28 protein-coding genes are annotated in these 25,080 nt (G+C 22.6%); all 28 read right to left on the bottom strand.

All coding sequences use genetic code 11. The features are described from left to right. Window positions 1-9: 9 nt before the first annotated feature. Window positions 10-1,212: an O-antigen ligase family protein gene (locus tag ABXT45_RS00985; protein WP_415313829.1), complete on the bottom strand. Its 1,203-nt coding sequence runs from the start codon at window positions 1,210-1,212 to the stop codon at window positions 10-12. After that, window positions 1,209-2,147, bottom strand: a complete 939-nt coding sequence (locus ABXT45_RS00980; protein ID WP_415313827.1) for an NAD-dependent epimerase/dehydratase family protein — start codon at window positions 2,145-2,147, stop codon at window positions 1,209-1,211. The genes ABXT45_RS00985 and ABXT45_RS00980 overlap by 4 nt, the downstream gene beginning before the upstream one ends. 8 nt (window positions 2,148-2,155) lie before the next feature. Next, window positions 2,156-3,145, bottom strand: coding sequence for a GHMP kinase (locus ABXT45_RS00975; RefSeq protein WP_415313826.1), 990 nt, complete (start codon window positions 3,143-3,145; stop codon window positions 2,156-2,158). 2 nt (window positions 3,146-3,147) lie between these two features. Then, window positions 3,148-3,897 carry a cephalosporin hydroxylase family protein gene (locus ABXT45_RS00970; RefSeq protein WP_415313824.1) on the bottom strand — a complete coding sequence of 250 codons (750 nt, stop codon included), beginning with the start codon at window positions 3,895-3,897 and terminating at the stop codon, window positions 3,148-3,150. Between the two features lie 5 nt (window positions 3,898-3,902). After that, window positions 3,903-4,583: an FkbM family methyltransferase gene (locus tag ABXT45_RS00965; RefSeq protein ID WP_415313822.1), complete on the bottom strand. Its 681-nt coding sequence runs from the start codon at window positions 4,581-4,583 to the stop codon at window positions 3,903-3,905. Then, a complete protein-coding gene (locus ABXT45_RS00960; RefSeq protein ID WP_415313821.1) occupies window positions 4,580-4,918 on the bottom strand; it encodes a hypothetical protein in 339 nt (112 codons plus the stop codon). Before ABXT45_RS00960 ends, ABXT45_RS00965 begins: the two co-directional genes overlap by 4 nt. A gap of 120 nt (window positions 4,919-5,038) precedes the next feature. After that, entirely contained in the window at window positions 5,039-5,488 is a 450-nt protein-coding gene (locus ABXT45_RS00955; protein WP_415314434.1) for an NAD-dependent epimerase/dehydratase family protein, read from the bottom strand. A 56-nt stretch (window positions 5,489-5,544) separates the two neighbouring features. Continuing rightward, on the bottom strand, window positions 5,545-5,775 hold the full coding sequence (locus ABXT45_RS00950) for an NAD-dependent epimerase/dehydratase family protein (RefSeq protein WP_415313819.1): 231 nt from the start codon (window positions 5,773-5,775) through the stop codon (window positions 5,545-5,547). Further along, the gene (locus tag ABXT45_RS00945) at window positions 5,772-6,737 is read right to left on the bottom strand and encodes an SDR family oxidoreductase (protein WP_415313817.1); all 966 of its coding nucleotides are present in this window, start codon (window positions 6,735-6,737) and stop codon (window positions 5,772-5,774) included. Before ABXT45_RS00945 ends, ABXT45_RS00950 begins: the two co-directional genes overlap by 4 nt. Continuing rightward, complete coding sequence (locus ABXT45_RS00940) at window positions 6,734-7,660, bottom strand: NAD-dependent epimerase/dehydratase family protein (protein ID WP_415313815.1); 927 nt, start codon at window positions 7,658-7,660, stop codon at window positions 6,734-6,736. Before ABXT45_RS00940 ends, ABXT45_RS00945 begins: the two co-directional genes overlap by 4 nt. After that, complete coding sequence (locus tag ABXT45_RS00935; protein ID WP_415313814.1) at window positions 7,657-8,193, bottom strand: dTDP-4-dehydrorhamnose 3,5-epimerase family protein; 537 nt, start codon at window positions 8,191-8,193, stop codon at window positions 7,657-7,659. The genes ABXT45_RS00940 and ABXT45_RS00935 overlap by 4 nt, the downstream gene beginning before the upstream one ends. After that, window positions 8,183-9,397: a class I SAM-dependent methyltransferase gene (locus tag ABXT45_RS00930; RefSeq protein WP_415313812.1), complete on the bottom strand. Its 1,215-nt coding sequence runs from the start codon at window positions 9,395-9,397 to the stop codon at window positions 8,183-8,185. The genes ABXT45_RS00935 and ABXT45_RS00930 overlap by 11 nt, the downstream gene beginning before the upstream one ends. A gap of 6 nt (window positions 9,398-9,403) precedes the next feature. Continuing rightward, the gene (locus ABXT45_RS00925; RefSeq protein ID WP_415313810.1) at window positions 9,404-10,453 is read right to left on the bottom strand and encodes an SDR family oxidoreductase; all 1,050 of its coding nucleotides are present in this window, start codon (window positions 10,451-10,453) and stop codon (window positions 9,404-9,406) included. Beyond that, window positions 10,443-11,054, bottom strand: coding sequence for a nucleotidyltransferase family protein (locus tag ABXT45_RS00920; protein ID WP_415314433.1), 612 nt, complete (start codon window positions 11,052-11,054; stop codon window positions 10,443-10,445). Before ABXT45_RS00920 ends, ABXT45_RS00925 begins: the two co-directional genes overlap by 11 nt. A 62-nt stretch (window positions 11,055-11,116) precedes the next feature. Next, the gene (locus tag ABXT45_RS00915; protein WP_415313808.1) at window positions 11,117-11,932 is read right to left on the bottom strand and encodes a TylF/MycF/NovP-related O-methyltransferase; all 816 of its coding nucleotides are present in this window, start codon (window positions 11,930-11,932) and stop codon (window positions 11,117-11,119) included. 4 nt (window positions 11,933-11,936) lie between these two features. Beyond that, window positions 11,937-12,311, bottom strand: coding sequence for a glycosyltransferase (locus ABXT45_RS00910; RefSeq protein WP_415314432.1), 375 nt, complete (start codon window positions 12,309-12,311; stop codon window positions 11,937-11,939). An 8-nt stretch (window positions 12,312-12,319) separates the two neighbouring features. Further along, complete coding sequence (locus ABXT45_RS00905; protein ID WP_415313806.1) at window positions 12,320-13,129, bottom strand: glycosyltransferase family 4 protein; 810 nt, start codon at window positions 13,127-13,129, stop codon at window positions 12,320-12,322. Beyond that, complete coding sequence (gene wecB / locus ABXT45_RS00900; protein ID WP_415313804.1) at window positions 13,130-14,260, bottom strand: non-hydrolyzing UDP-N-acetylglucosamine 2-epimerase; 1,131 nt, start codon at window positions 14,258-14,260, stop codon at window positions 13,130-13,132. Next, window positions 14,247-15,362: an NAD-dependent epimerase/dehydratase family protein gene (locus tag ABXT45_RS00895; protein ID WP_415313803.1), complete on the bottom strand. Its 1,116-nt coding sequence runs from the start codon at window positions 15,360-15,362 to the stop codon at window positions 14,247-14,249. The genes wecB and ABXT45_RS00895 overlap by 14 nt, the downstream gene beginning before the upstream one ends. Continuing rightward, window positions 15,355-16,347, bottom strand: a complete 993-nt coding sequence (locus ABXT45_RS00890; protein WP_415313801.1) for a polysaccharide biosynthesis protein — start codon at window positions 16,345-16,347, stop codon at window positions 15,355-15,357. The genes ABXT45_RS00895 and ABXT45_RS00890 overlap by 8 nt, the downstream gene beginning before the upstream one ends. Window positions 16,348-16,352: 5 nt before the next feature. Continuing rightward, the gene (locus tag ABXT45_RS00885) at window positions 16,353-17,456 is read right to left on the bottom strand and encodes a glycosyltransferase (RefSeq protein WP_415313799.1); all 1,104 of its coding nucleotides are present in this window, start codon (window positions 17,454-17,456) and stop codon (window positions 16,353-16,355) included. Beyond that, window positions 17,446-18,690, bottom strand: a complete 1,245-nt coding sequence (locus ABXT45_RS00880) for a hypothetical protein (protein ID WP_415313798.1) — start codon at window positions 18,688-18,690, stop codon at window positions 17,446-17,448. Before ABXT45_RS00880 ends, ABXT45_RS00885 begins: the two co-directional genes overlap by 11 nt. Window positions 18,691-18,920: 230 nt before the next feature. Continuing rightward, window positions 18,921-19,784 (bottom strand): glycosyltransferase family 2 protein, encoded by an 864-nt coding sequence (locus ABXT45_RS00875; protein WP_415313797.1) that lies wholly within the window; start codon window positions 19,782-19,784, stop codon window positions 18,921-18,923. 1 nt (window position 19,785) lies between these two features. Next, complete coding sequence (locus ABXT45_RS00870; RefSeq protein WP_415313796.1) at window positions 19,786-21,000, bottom strand: TIGR04372 family glycosyltransferase; 1,215 nt, start codon at window positions 20,998-21,000, stop codon at window positions 19,786-19,788. Beyond that, window positions 20,984-22,108 (bottom strand): methyltransferase domain-containing protein, encoded by a 1,125-nt coding sequence (locus tag ABXT45_RS00865; protein WP_415313794.1) that lies wholly within the window; start codon window positions 22,106-22,108, stop codon window positions 20,984-20,986. The genes ABXT45_RS00870 and ABXT45_RS00865 overlap by 17 nt, the downstream gene beginning before the upstream one ends. Further along, complete coding sequence (locus tag ABXT45_RS00860) at window positions 22,105-23,913, bottom strand: glycosyltransferase (protein WP_415313792.1); 1,809 nt, start codon at window positions 23,911-23,913, stop codon at window positions 22,105-22,107. The genes ABXT45_RS00865 and ABXT45_RS00860 overlap by 4 nt, the downstream gene beginning before the upstream one ends. Then, entirely contained in the window at window positions 23,901-24,671 is a 771-nt protein-coding gene (locus ABXT45_RS00855) for a sugar phosphate nucleotidyltransferase (protein ID WP_415313791.1), read from the bottom strand. Before ABXT45_RS00855 ends, ABXT45_RS00860 begins: the two co-directional genes overlap by 13 nt. Further along, window positions 24,664-25,074: a dTDP-4-dehydrorhamnose 3,5-epimerase gene (locus tag ABXT45_RS00850; RefSeq protein ID WP_415313789.1), complete on the bottom strand. Its 411-nt coding sequence runs from the start codon at window positions 25,072-25,074 to the stop codon at window positions 24,664-24,666. The genes ABXT45_RS00855 and ABXT45_RS00850 overlap by 8 nt, the downstream gene beginning before the upstream one ends. Window positions 25,075-25,080 lie beyond the last annotated feature (6 nt).

The raw sequence follows: 25,080 nt of genomic DNA, 5'->3' as shown, positions 1-25,080 counted from the left end.
AAGAGAAGATCATTGATTATTTTTTTTAAGATAAAAATAAATACCCACAGGAAAGAAATACAAACAGTTAAGCCAATTATGGAAAAAATTTCCACTAGTTGTAAGAGGAAAAATATTAATCATAATACCTGTAATACAAAAATTTAAAGAATTACTATGTATATATTGCATTTTAAAAAAAGAATAATGCAGAGATTTTAAAAAAAGATAGAAAAAAAATAAAAAAATTGTCATAATAAAAATAAATCCAATAATTCCAAGTTCAGCTAAAAGTTGTAAGTAAATATTATGAGGATGTGTTGAACAAAACTGTTTACCATTAATATAGAATTGCTCATCATAACATAAAAATTGGAAGCTTCTATATCCATTGCCAAAAATTGGAGATGCTTCAAACATTTTCCAAGAAACTTTAAATAAATCTATATGATTTCCTAAAAAATTTTCTTCTTGTAAAAATGTTTGAATAATAAATCTTTCTTTAATTTCAGGAGAAATTATTAAAAAAATAATAACAATCGAGGATAAAACACTGAAGATACCTATTTTTTTTTTTATATTAAAATTAAGTATTAAACAATTTAACAAAATATATATTAAAAATAAAAATAAAGATGCTCTTTCACCAGATAAAATTATTAAAAACATTCCCATAATATTTAAAATTAATAAAAAAGCTAAACTTTGCTTACTTTTATATAAAAATAAATATAATGGGTTTAAAATTATTAGTATTCTTAAAAAGAAGCTACCCATGATTAATTCATCATAAAAAAAACTACTTAATCTATATTTGTTAAAATGAGGAATAGAAAATAATCCTTTTTGATAAAATTTAGCTATAAAGGAATCTACAGTGAATAAAAATATTATTACAACACTATAAAAAATGAATGTTTCAATAAATTTTACATCTTTTAAAAAGTAACTTATTGTAAAGGCATATAAGATAAATCTAAAATAAAAGTAATAATTATCTTTCCCAATATTATCTAGGTTAAGTAAACTATTAAATATTATATAACAAAAAAAAAATATCATAAACCAAAAATAAGTATTATTCAGATAATTAAAATTTTTTTCTTTTTTTAAATTAATCAAGAAAATTACTGTTAGTAAAAAAAGTGATAAATCTATTAAAAAAGGTCCACTAACAAAAAAAATAGGGATTAATGAAAATAAATAATAGGAAATATTATTTAATCTATTCATTTTAATGAGTCCAATATTTTGGCCACTGATAAGAAGCTTTTAAAATTAAGGTATTTCTTAATTTTGCTATTATCAGCAATAATGGCCTCTATATCCCCCTTTTTTTTAGGGTACATGATTGTTTTTAAATTATTATTTTTAAATTTTTTTAAAACATCCAAAAGTGTATTACCTTTGCCACTACCAACATTAAAAATATCATTTTGAAACAAGTTAAAATTACTAGTTATTCTAGAATTTATTTTAGCAATATCTTCCACATGTATATAATCTCTTAATGTTGTGCCATCTTTTGTCTTATAGTTTCCTCCATATATAGGAATTTTTCTTCCATTTTCTAGATATTTTATCGACTTGTGAATAAAATTATTAATTTTAATAAGTTTAATTGAGCCTTTATTGATATCGCTACCAGCAATATTAAAATATCGTAAAATTACAAATTTAATTTTTTTTTGTTTTGCAATATTTTTTAAATAATTTTCAATATCTATTTTATTTTTAGCATATGGGCTCATCGGAGAAGTTAAAAAATTTTCTTTAACTCTTACTTTATTTTGTTTGCCATATACAGAAGCAGATGATGCAAAAATAATTTTTTTCACACCATTTGAAATACAAGTTTCAACTAATCTTTTAGTTTTAACAACATTATTAAAATGATATTTTTCAGGTCTTGCTAAAGATTCTTGAACTTTTTTAAAAGATGCTAAATGTATAACAATATCAATTTTTTGTTTAAATATTTTTTGTAAAATTTTTTTTGAGCAATAATCTGAATTAATAATTTTTATCTTAAATTTTTCGAAATATTTTAAATGTTGATTGTTACTAAAATTATCAATAATTGTAATATCATTAGTTATATTTTTCTTCAACTCTTTTACTGTAAAATACCCAATATAGCCTAAACCACCAGTTATTAGAATTTTCATATTTTTAATTATAGACTCTGATCGTAATAAGTTAATCTCGTGCCAACTGTATCGATTTTGATATTAAAAGAATTTTTATATTTCAACTTTTTTTTTAGTCTATTTTGTATTTTTTGATTAGCATATAACATCAAGAAACCGCCTCCACCAGCACCTAAAATCTTGCCACCATCTGCACCTAATTTAAGTGTTTGATTATAAAGTTTATTTATTTCTTGTGATGTTGCCTCAGAATTAATCTTTTTTTTATATTTCCAATTTAAATGCAAGAGTTCCCCTAGCTTGTTAAAATTTTTTCCTGTTATTAAAATATCTTCAAATTTATCAACCAAATCTTTTATTTTTTGTAAATATAAATTTTTATTGAAATCAAGTTTTATTTGTTGTTTCAAAATTTTTGACGCATCTCTTGTTAGATTTGTATAAAAAAAAATTAGATTATTTTGAAGTTTTTCTATATTTTGAAGACTGATTGGAAGTGGATTAATTTCAACAATATCATTTTTTTTGAATTCAAATACATTTAAACCCCCGTAAGATGAAGCAAAATGATCTTGCTTGCCAATATTTCTTTTTAAAATTTCAATCTCAATTTTAGCGGCTACTGTCGCTATTTCATACTTTGTAGCTCTTATATTTTTTAGACTGAACAAAGCGTTCACCAAACCAACTGCGAAAGCACTAGAAGAGCCAAGACCGGTATTGGCTGGAATATCTGCAATTGTTGTAATTTCTATAGGAAAATTTATTTTAAAATATCTCAGGGCTTCTCTTGCAATTGGGTTTTTAATATCATCAATCTTATCTGCAAATTCAACTTTACTCCAATTTACCCTGTACTTATATTCAACAAAACCAATTTGTTTTTTTACAATTACATATAAAAATTTGTTAATTGATGCGCTTAAAACTTTTCCACCAAATTTTGCATAGTATGATTTAATATCCGTCCCACCCCCAACAAAACTGATTCTATAAGGAGTTCTTGTAATAATCATACTTATTTAATCTTTTTTAAATAACCATCAAAAGTTTCTGTAATTGATAGTTTTTCATTCAAATTTTTATCAATTTTAAAATTCTTATTATTATTTAAAAATTCCTTTATAGCGATTAAAGGATTATTGCCAACATCCCATGGCCTATTATTAAAATAATTTTTTGGAAAAAATTCTGTGAAAGTATCTTCAACGACTAGATAAGAATTTTTTGTAACCAATTTAGAGTATATTTCCATTTCTTTTTTAACATGAGAATAGGTATGATTAGAATCTAAAAATACCATTACTTTACTATTTGGTTTTATAGATTTTTTGATTTCTTTTAAAATTTTTTTTGATACTGACGACCCCTCTAGCATTTTAATACGTTTTGAAAATTTACTTTTTTCAATTTCAATTTTATTATGTTTTCTAATATCAATATCAACACCTATTACTAGACCATTATTTCCTATAAGTTCCATCATTGTTGCAGAAAAAATAATGCTTCCACCATGGGCTATTCCTGTTTCAATAATTATATCTGGTTTAACTTTCCATATTATTTCCTGTAATGCTAAAATATCATTTGGAAATTTAATTATGGGAATGCCCATCCACCTATAATTATACGTATATTTATATTTATCTGCATGAAGCATCCAGTCAATAGATTTTGCCTTTAAACCTTTATCTAGTGCCATCAAGTTAATATTTTTATCAACTGTTTTTTTGAATTTTTTAAGGACTGAACTTTTTATATTTTTCATAGTGACTAAATGTAATGAAATTTATTAGATGATTTGTGGAATAAATATTTTGGTGAATAATTTTTTTTACTCAACAAAATATTTTTATTTATTAATAAATTTTTATCCTTAGTGGCAATCATATTAAAGCCATGTTTTGGTCCATTTAAGTATGTATTTTTAATATCCAACAATTCTATTTTGTTTCTTAAATTTTTATTAGAATGACAATCTCTTATAGCATATATATTAAATTTATTACTCAATAGTAGTTTTATGATAGGTGTTTTTTCCAGGCCATTTCTCCAGTTAACATATTTAGAATGAATTTCAAAAATAATACTATTTAAAGAGTTAGTTTTTAACAAATTTTTAGCACCTAATAAAATATTCAATTCATTACCTTCTACGTCCATCATTAAAACATCGATATTTTTAATTTTTTTTTTTTCAGTAAAGTTATCTAAACTATCTGTAAGAAAAAAGGGACTATTAAATTTTTTTTTTATAGATAAAGAAATATCTCCATCATCTTTTTTTTCTTCTTTAATAAAAAGTTGTTTATTATGAGTACTAAATAAAGCTTTTTTTGATATATATAAATTATTTAACTTATTAGCTTTTTTATTTTTTTGTAAATAAAACCTTTGTTTTTTAACAGGTTCAAAGCAATATATCTCGCTAGCAGGAAACTTATTAGCTATCAAACATGAGTGATCTCCAAAAAAAGCTCCTCCAAAAAAAATATTTTTTTTTTTTTACAAAGAATCTTAAGTAATTTATGCGTCTGTGGTTCCCAAATATGATTTGGTGATTTTTCGTGTGTAAGCAAAAATTCTTTAGCTATTTTTGAAGAATTAGGAAAATGAATTTTTAAATTATTTATGGTTTTATTAAATACTTTATTTCTTTTGATTAATAAATCAAATGTTCTAATTGTGATATTTTCCCTGAAGTCAAAATCGGATTTAAAAAAATATTTAAGATATTTTTTTTCAATAGAGACTAATTCGTTAATAATGTTATTATACTTTGTATTCATCGATTAATTCTTTTAAACCCCGGTTTATATCATACTTTGGTTTCCAATTAAGATTAATTAATATTTCATTTTTGTCTGCATAAGAAAAATTAGATATTTTGGGTAATTTTTTATCAAATGTTACATAAGTTTTTTTTTTTTAAGTGCAATAATTTTTTTTACAACATTTCTTAAATATATTGGGTGGCCGTTGCCAGCATTAAAAACACCTTTGTGAATTTTTTTTGATAAAATTAGTTTATTTACTAAATTATTTAAGTCTTTATAAAAAATCATATCAGTTATTTGGCAACAGTTTTTAAGTTTAATTTTTTGTGAATTAATTATACTTGGTACTAATCTAAATTTTAGATCATTCAATCCGTAAACTTGAAATAGCCTTAGGCTAATAAAATTATTAAATAATTTTGAACCCATAACTTCCATAGCAAGTTTTAATGCTCCATATAAATTTGATGGATTTGCAATTTCATTTGTTTTAAAAGGTTTTTTTTTTGAGTTCATTCCATATACCGATGATGAACTTATAAAAATAATTTTCTTTATTTTGTTTATTTTACTAAAAGTAATTATTTTTTCTAAGGATTTTAGCTCATAATTAAGTATTTTTATAATTTTATTGTGAGTTATTTTTTTTTTCTAAAAAACTCATTCACAGAAACTGATGCTGAATGTATTAGAACATCAATATTTTTGGTTTTTTTTGAACATTTAATATTTTTTTCATCAAGTATATCAAATTTTATATCATTAAATTTATGTCTACCGAGTGTGATTATTTCATAATTTTTCTCACTGAAGAAATTTTCTAAATTTTTACCAATAAACCCTGTATTTCCTGTTAATGCTATTTTCATTTTAGTAGTGTGGTGATTAATTTTTTTTCTTTCAAATTTTCTAATGTTGATAAATTGTAATATTTATATTTGTTAAAATTATGGTTCTTCTTATAATTTTTAATAATCTCCTTAAATGAAAATAATAAATTTTTTTTAAATTTTATATTTTTGAAAATTTTATTTTGTTTTTTAAAACAAACTTTATAAGATCTTTCATCTGTATCTTGTTGTCCAATACTAAGTGAACATTTCAAACTATTTGTGATTTGTTTTGCTAAACTTAAAATGTTAATATTATAATCAGATCTGCCAATATTTATTATCTGTGATTTTATTGAATTGTTATCTATTGCCTGTTGGTAAAACTGAACAACATCTAAAACATGTATCTGTGGCCTAATTAACCTTCCATTACTTCTCAAAACTATTTCTTTATTTTTAATATAATTTATAGCTAAATTGTTAATAAGAACATCAAATCTCATTCTCGATGAAAGCCCATAGAGTGTTACCATTCTAAAAATAATTACTTTAAAATTTTTATCTGCTAGTTTTAAAATTTCTTTTTCAGCTCTTTTTTTTGAAATTGCATATGATGTAGATGGGCTTGAAGCTGAACTTTCAACAGCAAGTTTCCCTTTAAAAGCACCATAAACGCTAGCACTAGACGCAAAAATAAATTTTTTTACACCATTTTTTTTTGCCTTCGCAGCTAACTTAATCGTATCTACTGAATTTATTTTAAGAGCAATCTTTTTATAGATATTGTCTGGTGGATCATAATTGGTGGAAACGCCTGCAAGGTGCACTAGAACATCAATTTCTCTTAATTTTTTAGATTTAATATTGTTAAAAGAATTATTAAAATTAATTCTTTTGTTGTAAATATTTATATCGTTTCCAATAATTGTATGTTTTTTTAGTTTTTTTTTTAAGATAGAGCCTAAAAAACCATTAGAACCAGTAATTAAAACTTTCATAAATTATTATAATTTTTTATAATTTTTTTAATTTCATTTCTTAATTTATTTTCTATTTTTTTTTTATTAATTCTTTTAGCATAAATATCACTTAACACTGTAAATTTGTTTTCTTTAACTTTATTTTTTAAATTAACTTTCAATTTTATCTTTTTTTTTAAAATTTTGCTTGCTTCTTCTTGAACAATTTTGGCTATTTCAATTATTTTAAATGTTTTTCCTGATGAAAAATTGTAATAAATATCTTTTTTATTATTTTTATATAAAATTTGGTTAATTTTTAAAAAAACATCTTTTAAAAAAATGAAATCTCTACGAGATGCACCGTTCGAATCAAGAATGATTTCATTTTTATTAATTGCATCCAGGCAAAAATTAATTGGTATTAAGTCAGGTCTTTGTATATTACTATTAATAGGATTCGAGAAACTATAAGATAATCTTAATATATTAACGTTTAATTTATATTTTATGTTATATTTTTTAATAATTTCTTCTGCAAGATAATGACTTTGAGCATAATCATTCTCTATATTTAAAAAGTTTTTTGATTTTATGTTTCCAAAAATTTCTTTGCCATACACTTGTAACACTGAAAAATAAAAAAATTTTTTAACTTTATATTTTACTGATAACTTTAAAAGATTCTCTGTTCCCTTAATAGCTGTTTTATAAGCAAGGTCTTTATATTTATTTGTTAATTTTTCATTTAAAGAAGCACAGTGAATAACATAATCAATTTTTTTTTTGAACAATCTCTCTAGTTTATTTAAATCAGTAATATCAACTTGATCGATTAAATTTTTATTAATTGAAAAAATTTTTTTTTTATTAATTAAAATTAAATTATGTTTTTTTTCTAAAAATTTTGAAGCTAAATAACTGCCAACAAATCCTGAAGCGCCAGTAATTAATGTTGTCATATTCTTTTTGGATTAAAATCTTCATATTCATTATCTTTTTGAGAAATAACTTTTGGTTTGAATGGCCAATCTATTTTGAAAAATTTGTCGTTATATCTAAATCCAGAATAAGAATTTTTGTTATAAAAATTGCCCATGTAATAATGTACGATAGTGTCATTTTCTAATGTTAAATATGCATTTGCACAACCTTCTGGCACATATAAAGACTGATAATTTGATGAACTCAAAATGACTTTCTCATACTTTAAAAAGGAATTTGACTTTTTTCTAAGATCTATAACTATGTTAAAAATTTTACCTTTAACAGGTGTTAAAATTTTTTTCTCAGAGCTCATGCCTTTCTGATAATGAAATCCTCTCATTGTATGCTTTTTTTCATTAAAGGATAAATTTCCTTGAGCAACATTAAATTTGAATTTTTTAAATTCCTTTAAGCAAAAAATTCTTGAAAATGCTCCTCTATCATCTTTAAAAGATTCATTATTGATTAAAGTTAAATCCTTTATTTTTTTAAATCTTTTAAATTTCATTAATTGTTATTTTTTTTGGAAATGGAATTATTATCTTTGCTTTAATTTTAAAAGATTTAAGACTCTTAATAATTTCATCTTTAAAATTCCAAGCAAATAAAACTATACAAAGTTTATTAATAAGTTTTGTTTTTTTAGAAATTTTTCTAATTTGGATATCACTTCCTGGAGAGAATTTTTTTATTTTTAATGGATTATTATCTATAATATATTTTATAGTTCGATGATTAAAGCCAGCATAATTAATTACTGTACTGCTTCTTGCTGAAGCACCATATCCTATAATTTCGTATTTTTCATTTTGACATTCTTCTATCACTTTGATTAAGTTATTTTTGTGATTTTCAGATTTAATTCCAAAATCTTTCCATTTTTTAAAACTATTATATTTTTTAATATTTTCTTCTTTAATTAATTTTTTAAAATTCAATGTTTTTTTTATGTGTTTTTTTGAAAAAGATATAACAAGTGACCCTCCACTTATTGGACTTTTAAAAATATCATAAGGATATAAATTAAACTTGGCAAATGCTGTTGAGATTGTTTTAATTGTAAAATAATGTAAATGCTCATGATAAATTGAATCGTAATGAAGTTCCTTTAGTATTTTACCTGCATAATGAAACTCTATAGCACAACTGCCTGAGTCTTCTAATATGTTGTCTATGCCCTTAATTATACTATTTATTTCTTTTACGTGTGGTAATACATTTCTAGCGAACACAAAATCAAATTTTCCATTATCTTTTTTAATCTTCGTTGATGTAGAGTAGTTAAAAAATTCAGGTAAAGTCTTTATTTTTTGTTTATTTGCAATTTTTGCTATATTTTTTGCTGGGTCTATACCAATTACTGTGTGTCCTTTCTTATCAAAGTATTTTAAAAAAGTGCCATCATTTGAGGCAATTTCTAATATTTTAGATTTTGCTTTCAGTTGCTTATTGAATTTATTAAAAAAATATTTTGCATAAATATTAACAGATACTGATGAATTTGTTGTCCATACATAATTTTCAAATAATTTTTTTGGATTAACAACATGGTCAAGCTGAACTGTAGTGCATTTTTTACATTGTACTAAGTTTAATGGATATTTGATTTGTTTAATTTTTTTTTCTTTTCTTAGTGAATTTGCTAGTGGCTGTTTCTGTAAATCTAATATCTGATTAAACTTTACATTATTGCAGATTAAACATTTATGCATAAAATTTTATTTTGTATTAAATCTTAATTTTTTATTAATTTGCTTTGTTTCTATTAAATATTTTAATCTTACAAGTCTATTAGTTTTTTGACCTTTAAAATGGATGTTTGAAAATTTTATTTTTTTAAAAAAACTGAGAATTTCTTTTCCACCTTCTTTCAGGGTATATTTTGGTGCATAGTATGGTTTTAAATCCTTATATATCTTATTAAATGATACTTTATAGCTTCGGGGGTCTTTGTGATCATTAATTATTTTTAATTTACAATTATTCATTGCTTTTTTAGCATTTAATGCGATTTGTTTTACGGTGTAGTTTCCACCAACTATTCCTAGGTTATAAATTTGTCCATTTACTTTTTTAGATGGAGCTACAATTCCTGCATATAATGCATTACAAACATCTTTTACATGAATTACTGGTCTCCAAGGTTTACCATCAGTATTAATTGTAATTTCATTTTTAACAAAACCTGAAGCCATTAAGTTGTTAAAAACAATGTCACTTCTAAATCGGTTGCTAACTCCAAAAACTGTTGAAGGTCTAAATATAATAACATTAAATTTAGGTGAATTTATCCTTAATAGATATTTTTCTGATTTCATTTTACTTTTTGCATATTGCGTAATAGGATTTTTTACGCTTTTATACTCATCTAATTCTTTACTTATTTTTGATATTCCATAAATACTTTGAGATGATGTAAAAATAAATCTTTGTACTCCTGATTTTTTTGCTAGATTTGCAAGTTTTACCGTAGCTTTATAGTTAATTTCATTAGTTATATTTTTGGCTAACTCACCCAAGGGATCGTTAGACAATCCTGCGAGGTGAACTACGATATCGACATTTTTTAAATCATTAAAATTTACATCTCTTATATCTTTTATGCTTTGGGAGATTTTATCATTTTTATAGAAATTAAAATTACATTTTTTAAAATAACCAACATCAAGTCCTTTAACTATGAAATTTTTTTTTATTAAATATCCTGAGAGTACACTCCCTATGTAACCCAAGTTGCCGGTTATTAAAACTTTCTTTTTAGGTTTCATCTAAACTTTTTTTTAGTTTATTTTTATCTTCAATTGTATCAATTGGAAACCAATTGTAAGTTTTTTGAATTTTAAAATTAATTTTTTTCGATTTTAAAATTCTAGGTAATGTTTTTTTTTCAAAAGACTCATCTCCTTTTATATATCGAAATATTCTTTTGTCTAAAAGATAATAACCTGCATTAATTAAAAATTCCTTTTTTTCATTAAAATTTTTTAACTCACCATTATTAATCACATCTAATTGTCCATATGGAAACATATAAGAATAAGCAGAGATTGATAAATCCTTAGATCTATTCCATTTTTTTAATGCATTATTAGGATTATAATCAATTAAACTATCTCCATATGTTAAAAAAAAAGGTTCATTTTTTATTAAATTTTTAATTTTAAGTAATCTACCACCCGTATTTGTATTTAATCCCGTATTAACTACGTCTATTTTTAATTTTCCACTATACTTATCTTTAAACTTTAATAATTCTTTAATTTTATATCCTCCCAAAAGAATAAAATGATTAAAATTATGTTTAGAATAAACCTCCATTATATATTTAAGTAAAGGTTTTTTTTTGACAATCAAAAGAGGTTTTAGAATTTTTTTTTTAGGCTTTTGTTAATTCTTGTACCTTTGCCACCACAAAAAATAATTATCTTCATTTATTTTTTTATTATTAGACCTTGACCAGTTGCCAATGTAAGAATTTGATGTTTTTTTGCTTTAAAAAATTCAATTGTTTTATTCATTTGATTATCATGACCTATATAAGCAAAATCATCTGATAGGATCATTCCTCCGGTGGAAAGTTTATCCCAAAGATATTCATATGCCTGATATTCAACATTAGGATGATTTAAATCCATATGAATAAAAGATAACCTATCCAATGAAATATTATTTAAGATTTCAGGTACTTTTCCCTTAATAAAATTAAATTGTTCAAATTCTTCAAAATTTTTTTTTGTATTTATAAAAGATTTTGCGTATCCTAATTTTATTCCTTGGCTTAATAGTTCAGGATTATCTTGTGCTCCAGTTATGGGGTCAATCGCATTTGGAGAAAAGGTATCAACTAAGTAAACTTTTTTATTTAATTTTTCTTTTAGAAAGTTTTTTGCAAATAAAAATTGAAATCCCTTTGCTACACCTAATTCAATAATATCACCTTTTATTTCACTTGTTTGCTCTAATAAGTAGCATAATTGATGACATCTATAATAAATTCTGTTTTTTGGTAAAGTAGTCTCCTCTCCAATTTTAGTTTCTGCGTGATTATAGCATTTTAAAAAATTTTCAGTCAAAAATGGGAGGTTGTGACATGTTTCTATACCATCAAATCTCTTAGTTTGGTTTTGTATTTTAAAATAATAAAAAATTCTTGTTAAAAGTTCTCTTAATAAAAAAAGAGCAGGGTGAAGAAATTTTGGAAACTTTCTGATTTTGCTAGAAGCGTGTAAGTTTTTACTAATATACATAATTTTACATTCTTAATATAGAATTTAACAATCTATTCAATTGTATTTTTCTATTAAATTTTTTATTCAAATATATAAACCCGTTGTTTCCTAATATATTAAGTTTGCTTTTATTGATTTTTGATAATTTTAAAATTTTTTTTTGAAAATCATCAACATTATTAGATTTAGAAACATATCCACATTTTGCTTTTTTTATTATATTTTCAATTTCTCCAGATGATAAAGCTAAAATCGGTTTCTTTGAGGCCAAATATGTCTGAAGTTTTGCTGGAATTGTTTTATTAAATGAAAATTTATCAGAAAGACTTAATAACAAACAATCTGATGAATTATAGTAGCTTGGAACTTGCGATAATTTCTTTTTTCCTAAAAAAATAACATTTGTTAAATTTTTTTTTTTACAAAAAATTCATATTTTTTTTTTTCACTTCCATCACCAATAAAAAAAAATTTTATATGTTCATTTTTTTTTAATAGATAAATTGTTTTAAATAAATTCTCTAAATTTTGAGCTTTACCAATATTTCCTGCAAATAATACTTTGAAATTTTTTTTATATTTTTGAAGTTTATTTCTTTTCGTATCCTCTAAAAAAACTTTTTCAGGCCAAGAATAAAGATGAGATATTTTTGTAGTTATTTTTTTAGACAAATGATTCTCAAAACCTTTTGACTGACAAAGTATTAAATCAAATGATTTATATATTAAAAATGTAAAAAATTTTGATACCGCAAACAAATATCTTGATTTGATGATGCCAAGATCTTTTAATGTGTAAGGCCAATAATCAAGCAACCATAAACAGATTGGTATTTTCTTAATTTTGCTTAATATAAGTGCAGGTATTGCAGATGTAATCGGTGAGGTTCCATAAAATAATATTTTGTCATACTTTTTATGTTTAAAAAAAATAGCATAAAAAATTCCTGAAATTATAAAACTAATATAATTAAAAAATAATTGTATGCGTGTGGTACCACGAGGAATTATTGGTACTCTTATAATATTAATTTTTTTATATTTTAGATATTTTTTTTTATCTTTATTAAAATTTTCAAAAATTTTTCCATTTGGGTAATTTGGGTAGCCAGTTATAACAGTGACTTGGTTACCTTTGGATGAAAAAAAGGTTGCGATATCATTTATCCTGAAGTTTTCTGGCCAAAAATACTGACTAAATATTAATATTTTCACTCAATTTTTTTTCCACGTATTTCTATTAACATTATTTATGTAACTTACGACTATTCTTGATATATTTTGAGAAACTTTATTAAATTTGTAATCTTGCACTGGGTTATAATTTTGAAAGTAATTTTTTTCATTGATCATAAATTCAGTACATCTGATTAAGTCATCTAAATTAAGACCAGACATTATTGTTGAACCTTTTGTCATAGCTTCATGTCTTTCATGATTTTCTCTTACATTTATTGCTTTAAAATTTAATAAATCTGCTTCTTCATTAATTGTTCCACTATCTGAAAAAACTAATTTAGCACTTATTTGTAAATTTAAATAATCTGTATAAGAAAGTGGTTTTAACAACTTTATTAAGGTGGATTTTTTAATACTTTTTATTCTTTTAAATTTTTCTAAAGCTCTAGGATGTACGCTAAAAATCACTTTTAATTTGTATTTTTTTACAAGGTGCAACAAAAAATTACAAAAATTATTTATTATTTTCAAATCTTCTAAATTTTCTTGTCTATGAAAACTTACTAGAAAAAATTGATTTTTAGTTAATAATAATGAATTCATTATATCTGAATTAATTACTTTTTCTTTATTATTTTCATATACCTCAGGAAGTGGATTACCAACATTAAAAATTTTATTTGGATCTACATTTTCTCTAATTAAATTATTTCTAGATTCTTCACTATAAGTAAGATTGATATCAGATAAATGATCTACTACTTTTCTATTTATTTCCTCGGGAACTCTTTGATCAAAAGATCTATTACCTGCCTCATAATGAAATATGGGTATCTTATTTCTTTTTGCAGATATTGCAGCTAAAGCTGAATTTGTATCACCCAAAATAAATACAGCATCGGGTTTTTCCTTTAAAAAGATCTTATCTGCTTCTATCAACACGCTGGAAATAAATTGTATTGCATTCTTTTCTTTAATTTTAATTTCATAATTTGGTTTTCTTAAATTTAAATCTTTAAAAAATATTTTATTTAGATTGGTGTCATAATTTTGCATAGTATTAATCATTATATGATTAAATTTTTTGTCAAAATCTTTAATTATAGAAGACAATCTTATAATCTCAGGTCTGGTTCCAAATAATGTAATGATCTTATATTTTTTCATTTAAGCTGTATGTATCTGGTTTTAGTGGATTAAAAACTTCATTTGACCATAATAAAACACAAATATCTTGTTTACCAATATTTTTTATTTCATGATAATAACCAGGTATAGTTTCCACAACATTACTACTAGCATCATTAAATATTTTCTTAAACTTATTTTTTCTATCTGAGATATCAATATAAGTGACTTCGTAATTTCCCTTTATTATTAAAAATTTTTCTGTTTTGTAGTGATGGTAGTGACACCCTCTTATTTTTTTTGATTTTATCGTAAAAGCACTTACTTGACCTAAGTTTTTTGATTTTAAAAATTCAGAAAATCTTCCTCTGTCATCTTCATTACTTTCAACTTTATAAAAAAAATTATTTTTTTTAAAATAACTAACGTAGACTGAATAAAGTTTACGATTGAAAGATGAATTAAAAATATCAATACTTTTATTATTTCTAATATCTTTAAATGATAAAATTATTTCTTCTAATTTTTTAAGCTTAACGTGATACTTCTTGTAATCATTTTTAAATGATACTTTGTATTGATGTTTTTTTTTATTAACAACTTTATTGATAGAATTTATTATATCACCAACATATGACATGGTAATGACCTTGTTAGGGTCTTTATTTTCATAGTTTATATTATTTATAATTGAATAGCAGAAAGTTGAAACTACTGAATTGTAAAATGGTTTTGACCATTTACCAAAAGTATTTGGAAGTCTGTATATATAAATAGATAATTTTTCTTTTTTACAAAAATCTATTAATAATTTTTCACCTTTTTTTTTTGTTATTCCATAAATATTTTTTTCATTAATCTTAATTGTAGATAAGTAAATAATAATAGGCTTTTTAGATACATTAATGTTTTTTAATAAAGTTTTTGTCAACTCTATATTTGAATCTAAAAAATCTTTTTTTATTGAAGATCTATTGGTGCCTGCAAAGTGAAGTAAGAAGTTTGTATCATTAATATGTTTGGTTTTTTTTAATAAATTTTTTTTATTAATTGCTATAACATTGTAATTATTAAGATAATCTTGAGTTAAAAAGTTTTTTGATATAAAACCATCTGATCCTATTAAACAAATTTTATTCATTAACTACTTTTCGCAAGATCTTTTCTAATTCACTTTGTTTTATCTTCTCAGCAATATCAGATGCGTAATCACTAGATTGTTTTATTTTTTTTCCTGAATTATAATAATCATTGTAATTTAAATCTCTTCCATCCATCTTTATAACAAAATAATCATTAAAATTTTTTGAATTTGCAATCTCGTCCCTCGAGGCTAAGACTTCATGAATTTTTTCTCCGTGCCTTTTCCCAATATATTTAAGTTTTGTACCTTTTTTATAAATTTTTAATAAAGTTAAGGCAATTAACTCGACTGAGCATGATTTTGATTTTTTTATAAAAATATCACCTTGTTTTGCAAATTTAATACTATCCACAACCATATTAATTGCTTCTTCTAACGGCAGTAAAAACCTTGTCATATCACTTGTAGTAATTGTTGGTGAAATTTCTTTTTTAATTTGATCAATAAAAAGAGGTATTACAGAACCTCTACTCATTAAAACATTTCCATATCTTACAATTGAAATAATAGTTTTATGGTTTGGAACCTTCCTGGCATTAGCTAAAAAAACTTTTTCCATTAATGCTTTACACATCCCCATTGCATTTATAGGATATACTGCCTTGTCTGTTGATAAACCAATTATATTACTAACATTATTTTCTATACCAACATTAATAACATTTTCACTACCAATAATATTTGTTTTAACAGCTTGTTCAGGAAAAAATTCGCAAGAAGGAACTTGCTTTAATGCTGCTGCGTGAAAAATGTAATCAATGTTTTTACATGGAATTTGGAGAGAAGTTTTATCTCTGACATCACCAATATAAAACTTTAATTTAGAATTATTATATTTATTTCTCATTTGATGTTGCTTTAGTTCATCTCTAGAGAAGATTCTTATTTCTACTTTTTCATTTATTAACTTTTTAACTAAAGCATTTCCAAATGAGCCAGTACCACCTGTTATTAATATTTTCTTATTTTTAAATTCTTTCATAAGAGCTAATATGATGTTGTTAATTTTTTAGTATTTTTTATAATATTTAAACTTAATAATGAATATTTATATCCATTTTCTTTTATTATATCCATTTTTTTTCGGTCATCTATTGTTTTCGTCATAGCTTTCAAAATTGAATTGATATTTTGATTAACTATTAAAGCTATCTTTTTTTGATAATAATCTTCATTGTAAGACATTTTAGTTGTAATTAATAATCCTTTAGATGCCCAGACTTCTTTGGCTAAAATTGAATCACATTCTAGATCAGATAGTAAAAATAAAGCTGTTGAAATATTCATAATATTAAATCTGATATTTGAATATATCGGTTTGTGAAAATAAATATTTTTTTTTAAAATAACATTATTATACTTGTTTTGTAAAAATTTCTTATAAGTGCTATTTGGACCAATTATATGTAAAGAAATATCAAAATTTTTTTTTTTAAACATTAGATAGCTTTCAATCATAATCTCAATACCCTTATTTTTAGCAATTCTACCTATATATGAAAAATTATATTTGTTAGTGATTATTTTTTTTATATTTTTATACTTTCTATTAATTATGTCGACTGAATTTGGAATAATTATACTGTTATTTTTTTTTATATAATTTTTATAACTGAAGTTTATTTTCTCTTTTTTATTTAAAAAATGAAATTTATGAACTTGATCTAAATTTTTTTTTTCTACTAAATAATAGTATATCAATTTTAATAAATAGTTTTTTTTTAAATTATCTTTATGCATTGAACCATGTGGAGAAAGAATAATTTTTTTTTTATGATATCTAGAAAAAATTATTGAAATAGTTACAAATACATTCCAAAAGTTATGAATATGTATGACATCATTTTTTTTTATTTCATTAAAAATTTTAATTACTAAGCTTAAATTAGGTATGGCAAATCTTTTATTAAATAACGTTCCTTTATAAATAAATTTATTTTTTTTTATTAAATACTTGGATGTTGTTAAAATTTTTGACTGATATCCAAGTTTTCTTTGTGCTTGAAATGTTTTTAGTACCATCCTTGGTGGTCCTCCTTGAGATAAATCAATTTTAGAAATTAAATGTAAAATTTTAATTTTATGTGGCATACTTCTTAGAGATATAATTATAAATTTTTAAACCAACTAAAATAGATAAAATAAAAATTGAATCATAAATTACATTTACAATAAAAGTATCCATTCCATAACCAATAAGATAAAAGAAATATGATTTAAGTAGAAAAAAGCTTAACAAAATTTTTATGTTTTGATTTATTTGAACTTTATATAAAAAATTAAGTGATATTTTTAATACATACGAAAATATGAAGTAAAAAAGAAAAAAAAAGTTTCCAAATAGTAAATATACTTCAGCAAATAATGTAATTTGACTAGATTGTAAAACTTTTTCATTCGATCCAAAAAGAAGAGTTGGAATTTCTCTGCTTAAAAACATGCTATTAAATAAATCAAAAAAAGGAGTAATTTTATCTATTATAATTTTGATATAATTTTCAAACACAAATAAAGTTGATAAATATTTTTCGTTTGAAACAGTAAATAAATAATAATCAAAGAAGCCAATTCTTTCCATAAAAACATATCCAACAGATTGCAGTGCTCTTAAATTTGTAAAAAAGGAGTCAGCTGTTTTAGAATTTTCTTCAAAAAAATTCGCAATTGAATATGCATCTCCATATAAAAAAATTTTGCTTAATTTTGCGATACTAAAAAACAAAAAAATACCAATTATGTATAGGACTAAATATTTAAGATGTTTTGCTTTTAAAAAAAAATCTTTTTGTAATAAAAATTGAAATAAAAAAAGATAAAGTGAAAATTCCAATAAACTTGATTTTGAAGAAAACATAAATATTGGAAAAAGAATAGAAGGTACTAAAATTAAAATTATTTGTTTTTTAATAATAAAATCATAATTTAATCTCCAGGTTAAAAATAATAAAAAAGCCAAAAGAATATAAATTTTATCCAGATTAAATAAATGAAAAAAAATCTTTATTATGGCTACATTCTGTTCAGGGAGATTTGTGACAGGGAAAATAATATAATTAATAATTAACAGTAGTAATTGAATTAATAGAAGTAATAATATCAGTTTTATACTATTTATATTGATAAAATTAAAATCTAATTTTCGATTTAAAGGCCTTAATACTAATAATGAAAAACCAAATGATAAATAATGCAGATTCAGAAATATTAAATATTTTGTAATACTTTCTGTATTAGCAAATTTATTTATGATCAGATTACTAGGATGTATTCTATCTGAAAAAAAAATTGAATAATCATTAATAAAATCAAATGGAATTGTGCTCATCCTAAGGATAAAAAATAATATAAAAAAAAAATTCAATAGTCTTAAAAATATATTTTTATATACGTGCTCTAAAAAGGAGAGCAAATAATAACTTAAAAAGAAAGTTAGAATTACAATAAAATCATATATTTCAAAATAATTGTAATGGATTTGAGAAATTAAAAATAATATTAATAATATAAATGATCCAATAATTTCTAACTTTATTAAAGATATTTTTTTATGTAAATTCATTTTCTATTAGTAAATAATATTTTTATTAAATGGATTACACTTTCAAATAAATTCTTTTTTAAGTAATAAATAAAGCAAAAAATATTGAAAAAAATATCAATGTTAATTTGATTAACATATTTTTTTTTTATATAGGTAGAATTTTTAAAAATGTCATAGGCTGAAATATAATGAAAAAAATAAAAATGCCATTTTGATAAGTTTAAATTTTTAATGAGACCTTTTAGGGATCCAGATGTCCCACCCCCTAGATCTCTATGAATGCAAGTTGAATTCAAGCACTTAAATTTTCCAAATAAAATTGTATTTGCTAAAAAAATTAAATCTCCACTATATTTTTTAGGATATAGATAGTCTAAAATTATTTCCTTATTGTAAATCCCATAAAAATTTCCGTTATCTCGAGCAGATCCATATAATTTATAAACCCTTTTATTCACATTATCATCTGAAATATTAATCTCTTTCCCTTTAAAGATAAATTTATTACCAGAATAGTATTTTGATAGACCAGACACTAAAACATAATCCTTATTTTTAATAATAAAATCATAACATCTTTTAATATAAGAATTATCTATTATATCATCATCTGGAAGCCACATAAAATATTTAGTAGAACAAGTATCAAATAAATATTTGTAGTTATCTAGAACATGAATTGTTTGGGTTTGTTTTATGTATCTAAATTTTTTGAATTGCGTCTTATATATATCACAAATTTCTTTTGTATTATCTGTTGAACAATTATCAGAAACTATTATCTCAAAGTCATTAAATTCTTGTTTTTTTAAACATTCAAATAATACTGATAGTTTTTTTGATCTATTATATGTTGGAACACCGATTGTTAAAATCATTTTATTTTAAAAAATGCTTATTTCTATTTAAGTTAATTGTTGAATATACACATTTAATTTTACCATGGAGAAACTTAAATAACGGATAGTCTTGGTTAACTTTAATATAATTTTTCCAATAAAAATTATTAATCTTTTTAGCTTTATTTGAAATTTTAAAATTATTTTTAACAAACTGAAGCATTTCAATAGAATATTTTTTTATTTCTAATTTTGTTAAAGGAATTAAGTCAATATTTTTTTTAATAAAATCATTTTTAGAATAAACAAAAGCACAATTTTTATTAAAAATTTCAGAAGTAGATAAAAATCTTTTATTTTCTCTATCATAATGATTAACCGTTACATTAATGAATTTTTTACTTGAAGTTGAAAAGTGTCCAATTGGTATGGAAGATAAATAAAGAATTGGTTTTCTAAATATAAATGGAACAGCGTCTAAGCCCATTACGCTTGAAATATTAAAATAGCAATTTGATAGTATATAAATATCTAAAAAATCAGTTCTCACATTGCTGGCTGCATAATCTATGAATTTTGAGTTTTTATATGACATTTTCTTTTTAACATCAGATCCCATTCTTATTACATAGTACCCTTTTTCATTTAAATATTTACAGGTAGGTATAAAATCATCTATCTCCATATTTCTATGTTTGTGATAATTCATAGTTTTTTTATTTTTCCAATTATTTTCAACATATTTTTCATCTCTAACTGTTAAACAAATATATTTATTGTTAATAAGATTAAATTTTTTTAAAAATTTTTTACCATCTATTTTTTCTTCGTGAGAAAATACAATTTGATTTTTTTTACTATCTAAATAGTTAAGTGTGTCATGATCTCCATAACTAGTCTTAATTGCATTGAAACTTTTTAAGCAGTCAAAAGTTCTAAAAACTAAATCAAAAGGTCTAAGTACAAACTTTGGAAATATAATAATTTTACGTTTAATCATTTTAGCTAATTGAAGGTTGCATGGAATGGTTGGAAAATAAAATAAATCTAAAAATTCTTTTTCTTTATATTTCTTTCGACATAAATAAAGTTCAGTATTTGCAGCTAAGTGTCCAATTCTATCAGAATTAATTAATCCAAATCTAATTTTTACTAAAGGCTTTAAAATTATTATAGCTATAATTAATGGTAAAAAAAAAGGAATGGTGAAAAAAAGTGTTGGTTCTTCTACCAACTTATTAAAAATTTTTTTCATTTTTCTTTAAACATAAATAATGAAGATTGGTTCCTGTGTACGATCTAAATGTTTTAAGTTTTTTATAATTTAAATTTTTACTTTTATCATTTAAGAAGCTTAAAATTGAGTTTATTTCATTAAAAAATAGACTTTTTTTATTTTTTAATTTTTTAAAAGTAGTTTTTTTATTTTTAAGGAAATTTATTATTTGCTTAATTAAAAAATCAAATTCTTGAAAAATTATTTTTTGATTTCCAGGAAACTTAATTTTTTCATTACCTGTAACAAAATAAGCAAGATTTTTTTTCCATTCATTAAAAATTTTTTTATTTGAGTTATTTTTCGATTTAAGATTAATATTTTTATACCATATTTTATTTTCAGATACTGACCACATAGGAGATGAGGAATAAAAATAAAAGTTTTTTCTATATGCTAAATCTAATAATTTCTCAAATTTCCAAACATCTTCAGCAAATTCACATGACAATTGGTCTAGCCAATAAGCTTTAAAAGGCCTTGTATTTTTTAACTTTCTAAAATCTTGATAATATAACTGTTTTGATAATTTTAATGAGGCCTCACTATCGAGTCTAATTTTCCTTTTAATACAATATTTTTTTAAAATTGCAGACTTTATCAATTCAATGAGACTACCAAAATAATCGTCATAATTTAATATAACTAATCCTGAGTCTTTTACAAATTTTAAAATTTTTGTTAGATATTGATCTCTTTCATCTAGCGTGTTCAAAAAACCCTCTGCAATAACTAAATCAAACTTTTGTTTAGTATTAAATTTTTCTAAACTCTTATTATCAATTTTTTTTACAAATTTATTTAGGTTGTAGTGTTTGTATTTTGCCTTTAATTGCTTTGCGCTATATGGTACCGGTTCAACAAAAAATAGATTTGCTTTATTTAATGCATAAATAAAAGAATTTTCACCTCTATTTGGGCCAAATTCTAAAATATCTTTATCTTTTAATAAATTTAAAGGTATTTTCAAATGATTTTGGATTAAATTTTTTCTTAGTTTTACATGTTTTAATAAATTTAACTTATTATTTGTTTTTATTGGAACTGGATTAAATTTTTTTTTTATATAATAATTAATTAATCTCATAAGTATCCCAACACATTTTTTAAACTAATTTTAAGTTTACTTGAAAAAGAAATATCATTAAATTTTGAATTATTCTCAAATTTATTTTTATCAATTAGGTAGTTTTTGTATTCTAAATAAAGAATTTTTTTTTCAATTTCTTGCAGATTCGTATTTGTGCTTATATTTTTTTTAAATTTTTCGATTGATATCCATTTTCTTAATTCACTAATATGTCTTGAAATATTTAAAAAGCTATAACTCTGACCATGCATTCTGTAAACTCCTAGAGGTTTTTGACAAACAGAAAATTTAAATTTTCTTGATATTTTCATAATAAACTCAAAATCTGAAATAATCTCAAATTTATTATTAAATTTAATATTATGTTTTTTTATTATGTCAGCAGAAACAATAAATGATAAAAATCCTACGTCATATGATTTTAAAAAATCTTTGTATACATAATTAAAATTTAAATTTCTATTTGTAAATTTTGTAAGAATTGGAAAGTGATTTCTTTTTACATAAAAGTTAGTATATGATGCTTTTGTTTTATATTTGACCATATTAGCAATTTGTAAAATTAGCTTATCATCAAGCCAATAATCATCGACATCTAAAAAAGCAACATAACTTCCATTAATTTTTTTTAATGCTTTATTTCTTGCATTAGCTAAAGAATCTTTTTTTGGTGATCTAAAAAATTTTATTCTTTTATCTTTAAACGATTTTACTATTGATTCTGAATTATCTGAAGAATTATTATCCCAAAATATTAGTTCCCAATTTTGATAGCTTTGATTAATCACAGAGTTTAATGCTTCTGTTAGATATTTTGCACCATTATAACAATTCATGATGATGCTGACTTTGCTAGCTTTTTTGAAATCTAATAAATTATAGTTTTTATCTTTTCTTGCACGCTCATATAAAATAAATCTCAGCAATCCTTCATCTATTATTATAGATGGTTTCCATTTAATGCTTTGATTTAATCTTGTTAAGGATGGGTTTAAACTTAGATATTTTTTATTCGATAGTTTCTTATAATTCTTTTTCAAATTTAAAAGTGAATTAATTTTTTGATAAAGATCTTCTATTTTTAATTTTTTTCCACTTCCAACATTTATGTTTGTAAATCTTAGTTTACCCTTAAAAAAAATTAATTTTTCAATAAAATTTACAAAATCTTCTATGTGGAGAAAATCTCTTTCTGCTGAAGGGCTAATTAATCTAACTGATTTATTCTTTACTAAGGTGTTAAATATATACGGTATTATTCTTGGAGTTCTTTGATTTTCTCCATAAATTTGAAACAATCTTATATGTATTATCCTTAACCCAGATTTTACATTTATTATTTGATGTAAATTAGAAAAAAAATTTTTACAATATCCATAAAATGATACTGGGTTAGTTTCATCTTCAGCTAATAAATTACTACTTGGTGTATACTCATGTGAGGTTCCCAAGTTAATTAAGGTTGTTGTTTTTTTATCTTTTTTTATATTTGATAAAAGATAAATCAAACTAGATACATGTTGATTAAACACATCTTTTGCATCTACTTCAAAATCATTTGTACTAACATACCCATGCGCATTTATTATGTAATCATAATATTGTTTATAAATTTTATTTTTTTTGTTTTCAAAATCTTTAACATTGTTTATTTCATAATAATTTACGTTAGGAAATGACTTTTCTTTACTATAAATTGTTGCTGATAAATTAAAAAAAGATTTTTTTTCTAATAATTTTTTTAATATGTTTTTTCCAATAAAACCATTTCCTCCTAAAACTAAAATATTTATTTTATCCATACTTTTCCATCTTCTTTAACTATCTTCTCTATATGAATTTTATCTCTCAAGGTATCAATGCAATGCCAAAAACCTTTATGCTTATAAGCTTGCATTGATTTTTTTTTAGCAACTATTTCTAAAGGTTCTTTTTCTAGTATTGTTGAGTCATCTTTAATCAATTTTAAAAAGCTAGGCTCAATTACAAAAAATCCACCATTGATCCATCCAGAACTTACTTGAGGTTTTTCTTTGAAATTAATTACCTGATTTCCTTTAATACTTAAAACACCGAATCTTGCACCAGGTCTTACAGCTGTAATAGTAACTTGTTTTTTTCCTTTTTTGTGAAAACTAAATAATCTATTAATATTAACGTTAGCTAATCCATCACCATAAGTTAAAAAAAACGTATCATTTAGGTAATTTGTAAGTCTTTTTAGCCTTCCACCAGTTAAAGTATTTCTTCCAGTATAATGAAGGTTAATATTAACTTTTTTATTACCAATTTTTCTTGTTATTTGAAGGTGATTATTCTTTCTAAATTTTTTTAAGTTTTCAGAGTGTGCTTTTTTAAAAAAAAACTTAATAAATTCTTCGTATTTATAGCCTAATGCTAAGTGAAAATTTTTAATATTATAATGCACATAAATATCAATAATATGCATGAAGATAGGTTTTTTTCCAATTTTGATCATTGGTTTCGGGATTTGTTTGGTTAGTTCTGTAATCCTAGTTCCTAGACCACCACATAAAATTACAACATCTGGTTTAATCATTAAATTTTATGCTATTCGGTTTCATTTTAATGGCTTCATTTTTTGTGTGTATTATATTACTTACATTCATGATTAAATTAGTCTTACCAAGACCTTTAAATGCAAAACATATATTATTAGGCACTGAAATTCTAAAATATCTTTTTTCACCAATTATTATTTTTTTAAATTTTTTTTGTTTCTCAGAATAAAATCTAAATTCAACTTTTCCTATGGGAACAAAAAGATTCATTTTCATTTTTGTGTGTTTTTTCCATCCCTTAATCTGATTTTTTTTTATAAAAGAAAAATATACTTCACCCAAACCATAAAAGCATTTATCATTTTTATTTAAGCCCTTTAAAACATCACCTTTTGACAATTTGTATTTTTTAAGTTTAAATTCTTTAATTTTTTCAATCATTTTATT

The sequence above is a fragment of the Candidatus Pelagibacter sp. Uisw_106 genome (assembly GCF_047724975.1).
GTDB lineage: Bacteria > Pseudomonadota > Alphaproteobacteria > Pelagibacterales > Pelagibacteraceae > Pelagibacter.
This window is presented reverse-complemented; position numbering and strand designations above follow the sequence as displayed.